The following is a 17932-nucleotide window of genomic DNA, read 5'->3' as shown; positions in this document are numbered from 1 at the left end:
CCTGTCAATAATGAAACGCTCCATGTATGTGTCAAACATTCATGGAGCGTTTAGTATAAATTTCACTTAATATCCCGGATTCTGTGTCAGATTATCATTCATTACCCGTATCTTCTCCGGTATAGGAAACACAGTTGTATAGCCGCTTTTTTCACCTGGTAATTGCGGACGGCTTTCATATTTCCTCGTAAACATATCGAAGCGAATCAAGTCCTGACGTCTCCAACCTTCCCATGCCAGTTCAAGTTGGCGTTCGGCAAGTATGTTTTCCAAGGTGGCGGGACGGGGAGCAGCTTTTACACGCTTGCGGACTTCGTTCAGTTCATCATCGCCGCTTTCGCCGTTGCGTACTTTTGCTTCGCTTTTCATCAGTAAGGCATCGGCGTAGCGGAAGAGTACAATGTCGTTTTCCATCAGTTTACCGTCTTTGGTGGCGGTAGGGTCTACTTCGTACTTTTTCATGCGTGCACCGGCTGTTTGTTCGTAGGGGGTGTCGGTGATATCGAGTTCTACTTTCCAAGGAAGATATTCAAGGACAGTCCCGTCGTCCAGTTTGATGATGTTTCCTTTGAGGTCGCGCACGATGCCGGCAAAGTAGCAGATATCGAAGCGGGGATCTTGGGTTGGCTCCCCGTATTCGAAGGTTTCGAGGGCTTCAATCGTTGCACTGGGCCCGTTCTCGCCGCTTAGTCCGTAGGCCTTGGCGTGGTTATAGTGACGGGAGCGGAAGAGGTATTGCATTTGATTGGTGTACAGGGTTTTGTTCATCGGGATGGTGAAGATGTTCTCTACCGATGGTTCGTTGAATATGGAGAAGTTCGTTTCGTATTCCGGTTCCAGTTTGTAGCCAAGGGATTCCAGTTGGTCGCAGTAGTAGATGGTAGTCTCCCAGGCGTTAAGTTCGTTACCGTTTACGGTGAATTTGATGTTCTTTCCGTTCGGACGCTGAGTGTCCGTCCAGTCGTTGTCGGTATAGATTTCGGCGTTCAAGGCTAGTTTGGCCAACAGGAAAGTGACCACGGGACGGGTGATACGACCATAGTAAGGGCCGGATTGGTTACTGTGCGCGACACTTAACAAGGGGGCGGCTTCCTGCAATTCGCGGAATATAAATTCAAAGACGTTTTTGCGGTCGCTTTGGACGACGTCTTTCATGGCCACGGAAGAAGATTGCACCAAGGGGATGCGGGCAAATAAGTCCATCAGGTAATAATAGTACATGGCACGCATGGCTTGCACTTCTGCACGGTAGGCGGGAAGTTCCGCGTCGGAGTGGGTTTCGCTGAATTTGTCTATTATTTCTAATGATTTGTTGCTTAGCATAACGACTTTGTAGAGGTATTCCCAAGTGGCTTGGATGGCATCGTTCTCGATGCCCCAGTCGTGGAGAAACAGACCTTGCCAAAAGCCACCATCGTACCAGTCACCGCCACGTGTGGGGATGATGGCTTCATCGGTGGTAAAGGTATTGAGGTCGTAGACTCCCCTACCCGTTCCTTGCAGTCCCTGACTGTCGCTGTAACCGCCGATGTAGGTATAGAGCGAGGCTACGGCGTTAAGATATACGTCTGACAGTTTATTGTAAACGTCATCGGCGGGAAGTTTATCCTTGGGATTTTCTTCCAGGAATTTATCGCATGAAAAGAAAGTGGTGCATGCAATAAGGATAAGTCCTATATTTTTCAAATATGTTTTTATCATGTTGTCCTCTTTTAGAAGTTGATACTTAATCCTAGTATGTAGGTGCGGGCTAATGGGTAACCGCGTTTATCGTCTACGCCCAAGGTTGAGTTGACGGTGGAACTATTTATCATCGGAGAGAGTCCCGAATAACCGGAGATAGTCGCCAGGTTGTTGACGGTGAATGCCAGACGCAGGGAACGGACATACTTTTTGAGTTTCTGCACTTTCTCTATGGGGACGTTCCAACCCAGGGTGACGTAGTCGAAGTTGACGTAATCCCCCTTTTCCAGCCAGTAGTCGGTGGCTGTCTGGTCTTTGATGTTCTGCTTCGGAGCTGCTTTCATGACGTTATAGTCGGGGAAGATGTTCATATTCATATACGTCAGGGAAGTTCCGTTGTAGATTTTATGCCCGAAAGCTCCGTTGATTTGGACGGAGAGGTCGAAGCGTTTGTAGCGGAAGCTGATGTTGGAGCCGAGTATCGTTTTTGGGACGGCCTGTCCTGCCACGTAGCGGTCTTCACCGTCTTCGAGGCTGACACCGCCACCGTTCAGGTCGGCGATGCCATAGGTGTATCCGCCGTTGCCGTCAGATTCCAGTCCGGTGCTGTGGGGAAGGTAGAAGACACCTAAGGGTTGACCTACCATTTGGTAGACGATGTGGTTGTATCCGCCGTGGAAACCAGCACCGTCAAGACTGGCAAGGCTTTTGTATTCGGGGGCGGAAATCATTTCACCGTTGTACATACCGCTCAGGGAGAGCAGTTTGTTGCGTTGGAAAGTGATGTTGGCGTTGATGTTCAGTTCCATGTCCGGTGTTTTCAGAGGGGTGATGCCGATGGCGATTTCAGTACCCCAGTTGCGCATGGAGCCGATGTTGGCCAACAGGGTGTTGTAGGTGAATGGCGGTACGCTGACATTGTAGAGGTAGAGCATATCGGTGGTGCGGGAGTTGTAATAGTTGGCGGAGAGCAGCAGACGGTTGCCGAACAGGGCGACGTCGATACCGGTATTGAAGGTATGTTTTACTTCCCATTTCAGGTCGGGGTTGGTATTCCGCAAGTCGCCCAGGGAGACGATGGCGGAGTTTCCTACGGGGACAACGCCGTTCGGTTTGACGAGGTTCAGGGTTGTGTAGGAGTCGATTCCGCTTTGGTTGCCTGCCAGACCGTAGCCGATACGGAATTTCAGGTTATCGACCATCGGGAGTTGTTTCATGAATTTCTCTTCACTGATTACCCAGGCGGCGGATGCGGAAGGGAAAAATCCCCATTTATGATTAGAGCCGAATTTTGAGGATGCGTCCGTACGGGCGTTCAGGGTCAAAATGTAGCGGTCGGCGTAGGTGTAGTTGAAGCGTCCCATGAAGGATGCAAGGCGGGGCTGCTCGTAGTAGGAGTTCGTGCCTTCCCACAGGCGGAGCGCTCCTGCTTGCAGGTTGTTGTAACCGAATTTGTCGGTGCTGAAGTTGGTTACTGTGGTGTAGTATCCGGTGTAAGTTTCTTTCTGGACTTCGGCAAGGGCGAGTGCGTCGAAGAAGTGTTTTCTCCAGTTCTTCTTGTAGGTCAGCATCATGTTGCCTAGCAGGGATTCACGTTTTTTCGTTCCTTTGTAGGCTTGGCCGTTTGCCCATACGGACGTGGGGAGGTATTGGGAGTTTTCGACAATGTTGTAGGTATAGGCACCGAACAGTGTGAGTTTCAGTTCTTTCATCAGGTTGAATGTCAGTCGGGCATGGGTGCTGATATGTGAGGTGGCATCGTCGTCCTGCACTTCCATCCATGCCAGCGGGTTGGTAATTTGGCTGGCGGTGGTGATGCCGTCCCAAGAGTTGGTGACGGGGTCTTTATGGTTGGGGTATGTGGGGTTGAAGGTGGCGGCGGAGTAGAATGTTTTCTGATAATCTACGAGGTTATGGTTCTTGAGGATAGAACCGAACATTCCCAGTTCGCAATCAAGGAAACTATCGAACATCTTTTGGTTCATGTTCATGTTGGAGGTGAAGTTCTTCATGTCCTCGTTCAGTATGACTCCCTGACGATCCATGAAACCGAGGGAGACACGGTAGTTGGATTCACTAGAACCGCCGTAGAAGGCGATGTGGTGATTCTGCTGTAAGCCGGTTTGTTCTATTTCTTTCTGAAAGTTGGTGTTGTTTCCTTTGTCGAGGATGGAGATGCCACGTTCTGAAGCTACCTGGCGGAATTCGTTGCCGGAGAGCATTTTCAGGTTTTTGTAGACGGTGGAGATGCCGAAGCTGCCGTTGTAGGCGACTTGCGTCCGGCCTTGCCTTCCTTTTTTCGTGGTGACTTCTATCACACCGGACGCACCGCGTGAACCGTATTGGGCGGTTTCGGAAGCGTCTTTCAGAATGGTGAAGCTCTCGATGTCGGTGGGGTAAATAGAGGTCAGCATACTAAGGTCGCCGAATACTCCGTCAACGATAATCAGCGGGTCGTTGCCACTGGTGAGAGAGGTCGTTCCCCGCAGGCGAACGGCGTCGAGGGCGGCAGGCCCGTTCGTTGCCCGTTGGATGGTCAAACCGGGGACGCGGCCGCGAATGGCTTCCAAAGGATTCGTTATCTGGTCTTTGTTCATCTGTCTTTCCGTGATTTTCTCTACGGATCCGGAGATGGTTTTCAGACTTCCGGTGGCATATCCTACCGTGATTAAGGAATCTATGGGGACTGTCAGGGGAATCTTCTGCGCAAACAGGCTGCCACAAGAGGTTATCAGAAGAAGACCGAGAAAAATTAGTTTACCGTGTCGTCGTACCATAATAATTAGTTTTTAAGGTAATGTTACAATAGTGTCTACTCCAAGCTGTTGATTCTATTCAAATCTCTTCCTTCCGGAAGGAATTTGAGATACTTTCGTTTTTAAAGCAGACTTCTGATATAAATATAACAAAAAGAGAGAGAATCTGGTTGAGTAGATTCCCTCTTTTTTTTAATCCATGTCCGAATATCTATTTCACAATTATCTCGTCAGTAAATATCCATCCGCCGAACTCTTTTCCGGCCTTTGCCTGATAGCGCACATATCTTCCTTGTGCGTTTCCTTCCCAAGAAATGTCCGTAAATTTAATGGGGACTTCTTTGGTTACTTCAAAGGTCTGATGTTTCAGTTCCGTGAAGTTGGTTCCGTCATCGGAGACAGAAATGGTGACAGATGCGGGAAGGAATACTTCCGCTCCCACCACCTGCATGAAAGCTGCTGTAACGGAGTGGATGGTAGTCGCGGCTTCGAGGTCAATCGTCACGTCCAGACGGTCGCCGTTGATAAAGCCTTGCCAGCGGCCGTCACCATATGTCCAGTCTCCACGTATCCCGTCCGTCAAGGCAGTATTTCCACCAGCGGTATAATGAGAACTATACGGAACGTTGTAAATCACCTTTTTTCCTAAAGCAAGGTGGTCAACAGGACGGGTGGATTCGGGACGGCTGCCTATCTCGTTTTTCAAATCGAAAGTGTGATAACCTTTTGACTGCAAGTCCGTCACCGCTTTCAAGGCACGGGCATGGAAGTCTGTCCACGACTTGCGTTCGGGAACCGACCAGGCTATTTCCGCCAACGCCAATGCACGAGGATACATCATATATTCCATGTGTTCCGGAGTCGGGATATATTCAGCCCACAGGTTAGCCTGCACGCCATACACCAGTTTCGCCTGTTCTGCCGACAATGATTTGGCAACGGGATTGTAGGAGTAGACTTTCTTCAAGGGCAGGTATCCGCCAATAGCTTCCGGCTGAGAATACGGGGCGTCCTGATAACTGTCCAGATAGCAGAATGCGCCGGGGGTCATAATGGCCTGATGACCGGAAGTGACAGCGGCGATGCCACCCTCTTCCCCACGCCATGACATGACTGTCGCATTAGGAGCCAGACCGCCTTTCAATATCTCGTCCCAGCCCAACAGGCGGCGGCCACGGGCGTTCAGAAACTTTTCTATCCGGTGAATCAAGTAGCTTTGCAGTTCGTCTACGTGCGAGAGGTGCTCGTCCTTCATTCTCTTCTGGCATTTCGGGCAGGTTTTCCATGCCGCCATACCGGCTTCGTCACCGCCGACGTGGATATATTCCGACGGGAAAAGCTCCATTACTTCGGTCAGTACATTTTCGAGGAAGGTGAATGTCTCTTCGTTTCCGACACAGAAATCCGCATTCTTATATGGTTCGCCCGCACAGGAAAGTTGCGGATAGGCTGCCAATACTTCTTCCGAATGGGCAGGCATTTCAATCTCCGGAATAACCGTAATAAAATGCTGACGGGCATATTCCACGATTTCGCGGATATCATCCTGGGTATAGTAACCGCCGGAAGCTCCGGGTTCATCGAAACGGACGTATTTGCGGTCGCCGTTCCACCATTTCTTCCAGTTGGCATCGGTACGCCAGGCGGCAAAATCTGTCAGCCGGGGGTATTTCTTGATTTCAATGCGCCACCCTGCCGCGTCCGTAAGGTGCAGGTGCAGGCGGTTGATTTTATAGTATGCCAGTGCGTCTATCTGCTTTTTCACAAAGTCTTTGGAGAGGAAATGGCGGGACACGTCCAACATCAATCCGCGATAGGCGAAACGGGGGGTATCCTGCACTTCAACGGCAGGAACGGTAATACTTTCAACCGAAGCCGCCGACAATTGCAGGAGTGTCTGAATCCCGTAAAACAGTCCGGCTCCCGAAGTTGCCTGTATCAGGATTCGGGACGGTGTGACGGACAGCGTATAACTTTCAAGAGTAGGCAACTGTCCGCTCTTTTCCGTTATCAATAGAGAAAGTACATTCTGCGTATCTTTCTTTTTCCCTTTCTTGAGATGAACCGGCAATGCTTGCAGGCAATTCTCCAAAAGCTGCGCTTCTCCACCTTGTAGGTTTGTATAAAGTTTTGTTTTCTCCGAGAGCAAAAAAGAGCCCGTCCCCTGCTCCATTTTCAACGGGACAGGAATGACGGACTGTGCTTTGAGGGAATGTGCGGTCAAGCACATTCCCAATACCCATAAGAAAAGACAAACTTTAGCGTATCTATTTCTTATATTCATTAATCTATCGTGATTTCGTCTACAAACAAGAATGCCGGACTGTCTTTGCCGCCATGCCATGCCGGTATTTTACTTTCAGACAGGGCAACCACTTTCACGTATTGAGTTTTCACCGGGCTGAATGACAGTTTATGTTCGTAGATACCATTCTTATCGCTTTCTTTCATAGCAGGATACTCCTCGGAAGCAACTTTGGTAAAGTTCTTGCCATCGTCCGAAACTTCTACGGAAAGTCCTCTCGCGTCAAACACCCAGTCGCCCTTCTCCACGCAAGTAGAAATAGCAACGCTCGAAATCTCGGTGGGCTGCTGAAGGTCGATAGTCATATCCATATCGTTCTTGTAGAATGCAATCCAACGTCCGGTCTTGTAGTTGCCATTTCCTTTCAAGCCGTCTACCAGTGTAGATTCGCCTTTGAACATGTATTGCTTATTGACAGGTTGGTTGGCTACAATCGGCTTCATGCTGGACTTGCTGAAATTAACCTTTTCAGAAATCACACGGCTGTTTCCGGTAGGACGGACAGCAATGGCAGAGAAAGTTACGTTTTCCTTGATTTTCAGCGGGCTTTCATAAAGCGGAGAAGCAGCGGTAGGTTCTGTGCCGTCAAGTGTGTAATGGATAGGCGCACCGTCAATGGTTGACAAGGTGATATCCAGCGTACCGTCTGCCGGGTTCGGAGTGTATTCGGCAGTTACGTTGAATACGTGTTTTGCGTAATTGTATCCTTCGGCATCGTACCACTTAATCAGGCGCGGCAGACGGGACAGGAAGTCTTCATAATTCTTCTTGTCGGGAGCCGACCACTGGATTTCGGACAAGGCAGCCCAACGGGGCAATACCATATACTGGGCATGAGAGAATGTAGGAATGTATTCAGTCCAAAGGTTAGCCTGCACGCCTTTGATATATTTCTGTTCTTCGGGAGTGAGGGAAGCCGGCATCGGCTCGTAGCTGTACACTCTTTCAAGAGGCAGGTAACCACCAATACCGAGAGGTTCGTTCTCCGTGTCTTTTGTCTGGTAGTAGTCGAAATACAAGTAAGTGTTCGGTGTCATGATAACATCATGTTTCTGCTTGGCTGCTTCGATACCGCCCTTTTCACCACGCCATGACATGACAGTCGCGTTCGGTGCAAGCCCGCCTTCGAGGATTTCATCCCAACCGATAATCTGACGTCCGTGGTCGTTGAGGAATTTTTCGATATGGTTGATAACGAAGCTCTGCAAACGTTCTTCCTTGCTATGCTTATCATCCGATTTCAATCCCAGCGCCTTGATACGTGCCTGGCATTTCGGACATTTTTCCCAACGTACTTTAGGACATTCGTCACCACCAACGTGGATATATTCCGACGGGAAGATTTCAATCAGTTCGGCATATACGTCTTCGAGGAATTTCAATACCTGGTCGTTTCCGGCACAGAGCACATCCTCGGATACACCCCATTGTCTCCATACTTCGTACGGGCCGCCTGTACATCCGAGTTCCGGATAAGCGGCAAGAGCAGCCTGCATATGTCCCGGCAGGTCGATTTCGGGGATAACCGTGATATAACGTTCAGCAGCATAAGCTACTATGTCTTTCGCCTGTTCCTGAGTGTAGAAACCACCGTAAGGTTTGCCGTCATATTCGCCGGAGTTGCGTCCGATGACTGTCTCCGTTCTCTTGGAACCGATTTCCGTCAGTTTCGGGTATTTCTTGATTTCCAGACGCCAGCCCTGGTCTTCAGTAATATGCCAGTGGAAACGGTTCATATTGTGCAAAGCCATCATGTCGATATAGGTCTTCACTTCGTCTACGGTAAAGAAATGGCGGCTAGTGTCGAAGTGCGCGCCACGATAAGAGAAACGGGGAGCATCCTTTATCTCTACTGCCGGCAATGCGATATCCGCACCCACTGCAACGGGCAAAGATTTGCGCAAAGACTGGATTCCATAGAATACTCCGGCTTCCGTCGGGCCGGTGATAGTGATTCCGTCACCCGCTACTTTCAACTGGTAGGACTCGGGATTTTCGGCTTCCGCTCCCAATGCCAGTACAATGGCGTTCTTACCTTCTGTTCCGGCTTCGATGGCAAAGTCTTTTCCGGTAGCTGTTTTCAGGTAGTCGGCAAGAAATTTTGCGTTGCGTTGCATCTTTTCGTTACCTTCCGGATAAAGGATTTTCACTCCGCTCTTCAGGATGAAGGGACTTCCCTGAGCTGTAACGTTTTCCTGCGGAAAAGGGATGATTTGGTAATCAGCTTCCTGTTGCGGGGATTGGCACAAAGAAAAAAGTCCCGCCACTGCCAGGCATCCGGTTAGTTTTAAGAATTGTTTCATAAACTAAAAATTAAGTGTTAAGTTACTAATAGATATTTAATTATAGGTTTCACGAATATGTTTGAGTCCCAAAGGCAATTCTTCTCCTTTCTTGATGTCGGGAGAAGTGATGATGACCGTTTTACGCTCTCCGGGCAAAAGGTCGAAGAAGTTGTCGCTGAAACGGGCGCCCTGCAAAGGTATTTCGATAAAGACGTCTTTTGCCAGGGCAGGAGAAAGAAGTGTCAGTTCGCATTTGCCGTCTGTCTGCTTCATTTTATAGGTGATGGTCGTCTCGGGCAGGAGCAGGTCTTTGGTCTTTTCAAAGAAGTAGACTGTTTCGGCTACTGTATGACCGGATTTGTCTTTCAAGGTCAGTTGCATGAAGCTACTGCGCAGGTCGTCCGTAAGCGGGCGCTTTGCCGGAAAGAACAAAGTGGTGAGCGGAGTGCGGTATACACATTGGGAAGTGTTGGCAGGAAGAGACAAAGAAGGAAGGACAACCGTTTTTCCGGCTTTCTTTCCCGCAAAATTCGTCAGTTTCATTTCCAACGTCAGTTTCTCCCGGGTGTCAAGATGGTCGGAAAGCAAGTAAACACACAAGTTGTCACCTTCCAGCAAAGGATTGATATGAACGGGGGCAAATGCACGCTTTGCCTGATAATGCAGGGCTTTCCAATTACCGTAGTAGTCGATACCCGACCATGACACTACCGGCCAACTGTCGTTCAATTGCCAGTATAATGTACCCATACAATAGGGACGGTTGCGCCGGTGCGCTTCCAGACCATGACGTATGCCATGTCCCTGCAATACAAGTCCGACGTAGACGAAATCCTCAAATTTCTCGGGTACGATATAATCGCGTTCCATATAAGTACGAATCAAGTCATTGCCGATGCTGCTCTTTTGATGGGCGTTCATCACTTCCGATTCGATTTGATAATCTTCTGGAGATGCGAATGTGGCAATGGTTTTCATTTCGGGGAAAGACTGGAAACCGAATTCGCTCATAAAACGCGGCAAATCGGTATCCAATGATTCAAAAGTTTTCTTTCCGTACCAGACGCCCCAGTTGTGGCTATCCCCTATTCCCCATGATTCGGGACGTCCCCAGTTGGCAAGATAGGGGGAACTGTGGATGTAGAAACGGTCTGCATCGAGTTCCTTCACTTTGGCGGGAAGCAACTCGCGGAAGAGTTTGTCGTAGCCAGTCATCATTTCCTGATAGATTTCCGGGGTATATTTCTTTTGATATCCCCAGTATTTCAAGGCTTCGAGTATTTCGTTGTTTCCGCACCACATGGCTAGCGAAGGGTGGTTGCGGAGACGACGGATGTTGTAGCAGGCTTCCTCCTCTACCCTTTTCAAGAAGGTGGGGTCGGACGGATAAGGGGTGCAGGCAAACATAAAGTCCTGCCATACCAGTATTCCGTTCTCGTCTGCCAGATTGTAGAAACGGTCGTCTTCATAGGTTCCGCCACCCCATACGCGGATGACGTTCATGTTCGCTTCCTTAATGTCGCGGAACAATGTCTGATAGCGTTCGGTAGTCACATTCGTCAATAACGCGTCCTGGGGTATGTAGTTGGCTCCCTTGGCAAACATCGGGATACCGTTCACTTCAAAATAGAAGGATTCTCCGTCTGCATCCTTTTCGTTCACCAGGCGGACGGTGCGGAGTCCGATTCTGTGGGATTGTTCAGCCACGATGTTACCTTGAGCGATAACTTGGGCGGAGAAATCGTATAAAGTCGGCGCTCCCCAGCCATTCGGCATCCAGCGTACCGGTGAGACAACTTCCGTAGGGATACAGATGTGGTTGATTCCGGGTTGCAGGGTGACGTTTTGGGTGATGGCGGCTTCCTGTTCCCCTTCGAGCGAAGTTTTTATTTTTATTTCTGCTTGAAGCGGATGGGGAAGTATGTTGTTTATTTCCAGTTCGTTGGACAGCTTCGCTACCTGGTCGGTCAGCGATAGTTGCTTCACATGGTAGTCGCTGATGGAAGCGGCATCGTAGAAGCGGATGGTTACCGGACGCCAGACACCGCTGGTCACCATGCGGATACCCCAGTCCCAGCCGTAGCTGTAAGGAGCTTTGCGGGAGAATACACTCAGGTGTTTCTCGTGATGGTCGTTGTCGGCGGGATAGTTGAATCCGTTGGAAGCGTATTGGGGTAATGTCTGCCGGATGGGCGAATGAAAATATATGTGAAGGAGATTTTCTCCGGAACGAAGATATTGTTTGACGGGGATTGTGTAGCCGACGAACATGTTGTCGGCTTTTAACAGCAATGCTCCGTTGAGGTAGACATCGGCGTAGGTATCGAGCCCTTCAAAGGTGAGTTGGGCGTCATCACGTTTCAGTTGGTCGGCAGTGATTGTAAAAGCCGTCCTGTATTCCCAGTCTTCATTTTCGACCCATTGGATTTTCTGTTCGTTGATACCGTAGAAGGGATTGGGAATGAGGTTGTGATGGATAAGGTCTTGATGTACCGTGCCGGGGACTACGGCTGTGCGCCATATCTCTGTCCCCACTTGGGAAAACTCCCAGCCTGTGTGCAAAGTTAGAACTTCTGAATTGTCATTGCTCTGGGCATAGGCCATGCTGCAACAGCAGAGTAATCCACACGCTATCTGAGCTTTTTTTCCGGTTAAATTAATCATCATAGTGGGGGCATTAGATATTAACGGTGTCAAAGATATTATTTTTCCATCAATTTTCCCTGATAATTTAACAAAATATAGATTACAAGCGGCATTGTTTTTATTATTCCACTGTTATCCTGATTATTTCGGGTGTGCGGATACCCGGCTTCAATTCTCCGTTTATGTTGTAATAAGTCTTATCCCATCCCACCAACGCTGCTCCGGCACGGGCTGTTTGCGGGGTACGGGCTACTTCCTGCCATGTGTTTTGGCTGATGTCATATATTAATATCCGGTCATTGAATTTGTACCATTCGGCAGGATGGAGAAGATAGTCCTTCTGGGGCTGTCGGAGAGCCGCAAGGAAGATATCTTTATTCACCCCGCCTGTACAGAGTATCAGGTTTTCATTGATGGCGATGGCTGTTCCGCCACCTAAGGAGATGGTTTCACCGTCGTTTCCTGTCGGGGTAGCTATGGGAGTCCATTGGCGGGACAGGGACGAGTAGCAATAACCGTCGGTGGAAAGTGTTGCCGGTTTGCCATCGGTAGAAGCGGCGAATCCGCCCCATAGGAAGATACGGGCTTCACCGTCTTTAAACTGTCCGGCACAGACAGCTTGCGTCCGTGCATCTCCGGGAAAATTCGGTAACTCCTGCCAACCAGTCTCAAGCCTGTCCAAGTCAAGGCAAAGGAATGAGTTGGAAGGTTTGCCGTTTCTGTTACCACCTGCAACGAACAGTTGCCCGCCTATCAACGTGCCGCACATATTATCCAACGCATAAGGCAAAGCAGGAAGAGTTTCTATTACGACTTTCCCTTGTTTTGCCGCCTTCGGATTTCTCCCCCAACTGATTTTATAGACAGACGTCAGCGCATCTTTTCCATCGGTTCCCCCTATGCAGATGATGCCGTCCGGACAAGATACGGAAACTCCGTAAGCGGAAGCGACAGGCAACTCTCCCACCTTACGCCAGGCAAGTACCGTATCGGTATTTATCGTTGCCGCATAAATCCCCCGATAGAATTTCTTCTTTCCGCCATCGCTGGCAGGAACACCGGGAAAATTACAACCACCCGCCATCAGCAGATTGCCGCTCAGGATTCCTGAGTAGCAGGCGGAAACGCCAAGTTTGAAGCCTTTCTCCGATTGAGGGAATCCTTCCATTTTCTGCAAGTGAATATCCGTAATGAACCGCTCGGATGCTTCCGCACGGAAGGTCGAAGCCGGCAGACCTGCTTCATTCACCAGATTTGCACGTGTGAAAGGCTGCCAACCGTAGCGGACGTATCGCGGATGCTTTACTTGTTCACTATATACTTTTATCCGACCGTCTATTATCTCCGCAACGGCAGGGTAATAAATGCCGTCCGTCTCGGCGACCTCAAACGTACGCAAAGGACGACCGTCCGCACTCTTTAAGCCTTTGCCGTAATTGAAAGTCACATATACGGCATTTTCACGAAAATCGGCTTGCTGAAATAACGGGCCGGATGGCAGTATATGGCTCATGCCATACGTTTTATTCAAGGCCCAACGGGCGAGACGTTCGCCAATCGGTTTCTTATTTCTAGGGTGTACGTCTAATGAGTCGCCATTATCACTCGACACCGCCATACCTGTATTCGGTATTTCGTTCATCATCCTGCGCTGGCTGTCACGGAACCACGGCCAGGAAGGACGAGCTATACTGGAAAGCTGAACGTAGTAGAACGGCAGTTCCTCATTCTCCCAGTTCTTACGCCAACTGCTTATCAAGAGTTTGAAGAGTTTCTCATGGGCTTCGTAATTATGGGCGTTCGATTCTCCCTGATACCAAATCACACCTTTGACCGGATATTGCGCCAACGGACGAATCCCCGACTCATACAAATAACAAGGTTCGTAAGGGTGGCGTTGGTATTTCTCTTTCGACTGTTTGATGTTTAATGCAGCGCGTCCGCGTACCCAGTCTTGTATAAAATCATTGTGTGTCCAGTCTTTCAATATAGCCGGGAAGTGATATTCCAACGTATTCCGGTCTATCCATGATTCAGTAGGCGAACCGCCGATTGCATTGCATATCAGCCCTACCGGAACTTTCAAGCTATCCCGCAACATCCGGCCGAAATAATATGCTACCGCCGAGAAACGGGCGGCATTGTCGGGAGTACAGGTTTGCCATTCCGTGTCTTTATAATACTGAAGATGATTCAGGGAGTCGAGGACGGAAGCGTCCCATTGCACCGCGTCCGTACGCCAACGGGCTTTCATGTCATACAAGCGCAACTGTTCGTCGGCAGCTTGAGGAATGTCTTTCTTTCCGGTAGTGGTTTGGCTCAACATAAATTCCATATTCGACTGTCCGGAGCATAACCAGACTTCTCCTGCCAGGACGTTGGTGTACTTCAAGATTCTTTTTTGAGTGGAGACTGCCAACGTATAAGGGCCGCCTGCTTTCAACGGTGATAATTTCACCGACCATTTCCCGTCCGGTGCAGTTTTTGTAATCCACTGCTGACGGTCTATGCTGACTGTTACTTGCTCTCCTGCATTGGCTGTTCCCTGTATCAGTAAAGGGGTATCACGTTGGAGAACCATATTATCCGTATAAAGCGGGGATAATTTCAAGCCGCCATAATCTCCGGTGATAGCCGAATAAACAGTTTTTGCCATGATGGCTGCCCCTTCGGCAGTAGGATGAACAGCATCCGGCAGCAAGAAAGGATATGGATAGAGCGGTTCGTGGAAGTCTATCAGCTGCACACCGGCATAACGCGCTACTGCTTCGATAGCTGTCTGTATCTCGCCGTGCCAGTCACGGGTGCCCGACTGGAAACGCGGATGCCGGTCGGCAATCGGGGTCATTCGCGCTATGATAATCCGTGCGCCGGGATTGGCTTTGCGGAAGGTATCAATCAGGTTCAGATAATCTTTCACAAAAAAGTCACGGTAATTGGGCCAGTTGCGAGGGTCGGTATCATTGATTCCCAAATGAATGACAACAATGTCTCCTGCAAAATCCAATGCTTTCTGATATTCTTCCTGCCGGATATAGGGACGGTGTCCTTGATTGAGCAGGGTGGCACCGGGCTTTCCGAAGTTTCCGACTTCATAACGGGTGCCTAACATTTTTTGCAACTGCACGGGATAAGACTGCACCAAACGGTCGGATAATCCGGTTCCGTAGGTGATACTGTTTCCTACACAGGCTACTTTTATCCGTTGTTGCTGAGCGGACGAAATAGTCCAACATACAAACAGACAGACAGATAGAATCAGAATCTTTTTCATGTATTTCCTCCCCTTTTTAACGTCAATTCAATATAATATCAATCTCCGCATGGCTTCCCCTCCTTCCAGAAGGAGAAGAAGCACAGCCTATGATTTATATCGAGCTCCTTTTGATTTATTTCTTTGGTTTTTATTTCTTTCCGATATAAGGTTTTACAATCTCTACCCATTTCAAATACCCTTTTCCTAAAAGATGCAGACCGTCATTCGTGTATGCAGTGTTCATTTTTCCGGTTTCTTTATCTACAAAATGGGAGTACAAGTCTATATATGCCGCTCCTTCCTTCTCTGCCAGACGGACTAATCCTTTATTAATTTCCGGAACAACCTGCCAGCGGGAAGTATGCCCCTTGAACATATTATAATGGTCGGTCACGGGGAGAACGCTTTGCAGATAAAGCTTTGTTTTCGGTGAATCCATCTTTATCTTCCGGACAATCATCCCGATACGGGACACAATGGTATCGGCAGGAGTTCCACGGCTCACATCATTAATGCCAATCAGAAGGAATATTTTAGCAGGTTTTCCTTTCAGGACAGCATCCAGACGGTCATACACTCCCATACAGATATCACCGCTGATTCCGCGGTTCTTGACGTGCTTATTATTAAACAGTTCCGACCATTCGGCACCGTTCGTGATACTATTCCCCAAGAAAATAATGTCATCGGAAGTCACAGGCAGCTCTTCAAACAATGTGGCACGCTGATAATAAAATGTAGAATATTTACGTTCCTGCGCACGGCATACCAATGCCAAGGACAATACGAGCACTAAAAAAAAGAACTTCCTACAGGCTATTCCTCTTATTGGCTCATTGACATATCCGTTTTGCATCATAGAACATTCGCTTTTCATTATAGCATATTTCTTTTTCATTATAGCATATCTGTTTTTCATTATAGCATATTCTTATTAGCTCATGGCATATCCATAAAAGTCTTCCTCTCTATGATTGGCTATTTCAATGTTTTGTCCGGTGAATACACAAGTCCTTCTAACGCTTTCTGTCCGTCGGGAGTAACAAAAACAGCGGTAAACATCCATTTCACCAACCGGACTTCGGGAGAAGTGAACTTTCCTACCGGCAATTTCATAAATACTTTATTCCATCCTTTTTGCAGACGGACTTCCAAAGGAGGACGCACTACACAGTTCTCGTTACCCAAAGTGATTTCATTACTTTTAGTCCGGTGGGTGGCTGTCCATACGGGCGGCAACACTTCCTGTTCATTTATCCAAATGCGGCTTTCTTTATAATCCCATTTTCCCTGTAAAGGAGGAAGGTCGGCTTCCGAACGGCTGTAATTCTGGAATTCCACCCACAGGCCGGCTGTCTGTTCTTTCGGTGAATAGACATAGGTGTAAGCATAGGCTGTATGGTTCTCTTCCGGTTCTTTATAGAATCCGGGAACAAGCGTACCCCATACATGGCGCAAGTAAATACCGGCACCAATGGCAGGACGTACATTGTATGTCTTTCCTTCATAAGTGTAACTATCCCGCAAGGATTCTTCCGGCGGGAAAGTCTTTGTCAAATCTCCCCCATTCGGAAACGCGTCCGTAATATTCCATTTCACATTTGTCTGACGGACATACGCAAACGGATAACCGGCAAAGGTGTGTTCCTTATGCCACAACAGACGACGTTCAAAATCAGCAAAATTCTTGAATAGCTCCGACTGTCCGTCAGTAGGAAGTATTGTGCCGTTCTTGTCAAAATATTCAGTTCCGCCACCTTTCCAGGCACGTTCTGCCACAGCCAGCATATTGGGATAAAAATTATTTTCGATAATCATATCCCATTCGGAATCAATCAGCCTGTCATTCCAGATAGCCAGAATCGTTCCTGCCAGGTCGTCGCTTCCCTGTTCCTTATTATAAATACGGCTGTTGTATAATGCGACAATATCACCGAATGTATCAAAATGGTTCAGATAATGAAAACGTGAATCAATGGCGGGAATACCTTCCTGCGCTTTCCCGCGGTAGCTCCAGAGCTGGGTCATATCAATTTCTCCGGGTTTATAATGCCAGCCCGGATTCCATGAGATTACTTTCTTGCCTTTGGAACGTACATAGGACACCATTTCCGGTACGAAACGAGGGTTGGTAAACTGCACTTCATCCGTGCCGATATGCAAATAAGGCACGTCAAACGTTTCGCACACTTCATCCAGCAGAAGTTTCAGGATTTTCATTCCTTCGGGACTTTGCATGTCGTGACGGAAGGTGCGTATAAAGGCCGCACTGTGTCCGGGCATATCAATTTCAGGAATCAACGTCATGTGATGCGCCTTACAGAAAGCGACCAGTTCTTTGGCTTCTTCCAGCGTGTAATATTTGCCGGGCATGCGGGTGGTGTTCGCGCTATCATTAAGCATCGGGAAAATCTTGCTTTCCAGTCGCCAGGACTGATTCTCGGTCAGATGCCAATGGAAGACGTTGATTTTGAATTTGGCGAGTACGGCGATTTCACGTTTCAGTTCTTCCAATGAAATGTAACTCCGCCCTACGTCCTGCATGAATCCGCGAACACGGAAAGCAGGCCAGTCAATGATTTCAGCTCCTTGAATCTGCGTTTTTGAGTTCTTTTTCTCTACCAGTTGCCTTAAAGTCTGCATAGCCCGATAAACGCCCCGTTCGGTCACAGCCTCAACGGTTATCCGTTTCCTGGTTACATTCAGGCGGTAAGCCTCATCCCGGTTCATCGGTATTTCAGGTAGAGAAGGCAGTAGTTTCACCTCGATGACGGCAGTTGCCTTTGGCGAGACTGTTCCACCCATTTCTGCGATAAAGGCTTCCCACTCCTGTTGAAGCACAGGAGTGGAAAACATCACCTTATTCACTTGAAAGTTTATATGAGAGGGGGTAAACTTTTGTGGCTGGGGGAGCAGGTGGTAATCACCTGCTTTTGCCACTGAAAGTGTGTATAAGTTAATTGTAAAATATATTAATAGTATTAATTTGTTTTTCATGATT

The 17932-nt window shown here is 48.5% G+C and carries 8 protein-coding genes; all 8 read right to left on the bottom strand.

The window, feature by feature from the left end:
- Positions 1 to 66: 66 nt before the first annotated feature.
- The 8 genes from BQ7997_RS24430 to BQ7997_RS24395 all read right to left on the bottom strand — a co-directional run bounded on the left by BQ7997_RS24430 (position 67) and on the right by BQ7997_RS24395 (position 17928).
- Positions 67 to 1701: a RagB/SusD family nutrient uptake outer membrane protein gene (locus BQ7997_RS24430; RefSeq protein WP_073348378.1), complete on the bottom strand. Its 1635-nt coding sequence runs from the start codon at positions 1699 to 1701 to the stop codon at positions 67 to 69.
- Positions 1702 to 1712: 11 nt separating this feature from the next.
- Entirely contained in the window at positions 1713 to 4460 is a 2748-nt protein-coding gene (locus BQ7997_RS24425) for a SusC/RagA family TonB-linked outer membrane protein (RefSeq protein WP_073348377.1), read from the bottom strand.
- A 190-nt stretch (positions 4461 to 4650) separates the two neighbouring features.
- Positions 4651 to 6723, bottom strand: a complete 2073-nt coding sequence (locus tag BQ7997_RS24420) for a glycoside hydrolase family 20 protein (RefSeq protein WP_073348376.1) — start codon at positions 6721 to 6723, stop codon at positions 4651 to 4653.
- On the bottom strand, positions 6723 to 9047 hold the full coding sequence (locus BQ7997_RS24415; protein ID WP_073348375.1) for a glycoside hydrolase family 20 protein: 2325 nt from the start codon (positions 9045 to 9047) through the stop codon (positions 6723 to 6725). The genes BQ7997_RS24420 and BQ7997_RS24415 overlap by 1 nt, the downstream gene beginning before the upstream one ends.
- 36 nt (positions 9048 to 9083) lie before the next feature.
- A complete protein-coding gene (locus BQ7997_RS24410) occupies positions 9084 to 11696 on the bottom strand; it encodes a beta-mannosidase (protein ID WP_083589356.1) in 2613 nt (870 codons plus the stop codon).
- A 100-nt stretch (positions 11697 to 11796) separates the two neighbouring features.
- Positions 11797 to 14949: a cyclically-permuted mutarotase family protein gene (locus BQ7997_RS24405; RefSeq protein WP_073348374.1), complete on the bottom strand. Its 3153-nt coding sequence runs from the start codon at positions 14947 to 14949 to the stop codon at positions 11797 to 11799.
- Positions 14950 to 15079: 130 nt separating this feature from the next.
- Complete coding sequence (locus tag BQ7997_RS24400; protein WP_073348548.1) at positions 15080 to 15787, bottom strand: SGNH/GDSL hydrolase family protein; 708 nt, start codon at positions 15785 to 15787, stop codon at positions 15080 to 15082.
- 122 nt (positions 15788 to 15909) lie between these two features.
- A complete protein-coding gene (locus tag BQ7997_RS24395; RefSeq protein WP_073348373.1) occupies positions 15910 to 17928 on the bottom strand; it encodes a family 20 glycosylhydrolase in 2019 nt (672 codons plus the stop codon).
- Between the last annotated feature and the right edge of the window lie 4 nt (positions 17929 to 17932).

The organism is Bacteroides congonensis (assembly GCF_900130125.1).
Classification (GTDB): Bacteria; Bacteroidota; Bacteroidia; order Bacteroidales; family Bacteroidaceae; genus Bacteroides; species Bacteroides congonensis.
Note: the sequence above shows the minus strand (reverse complement) of the source record. Positions and strands in the feature narration are given on the sequence as shown.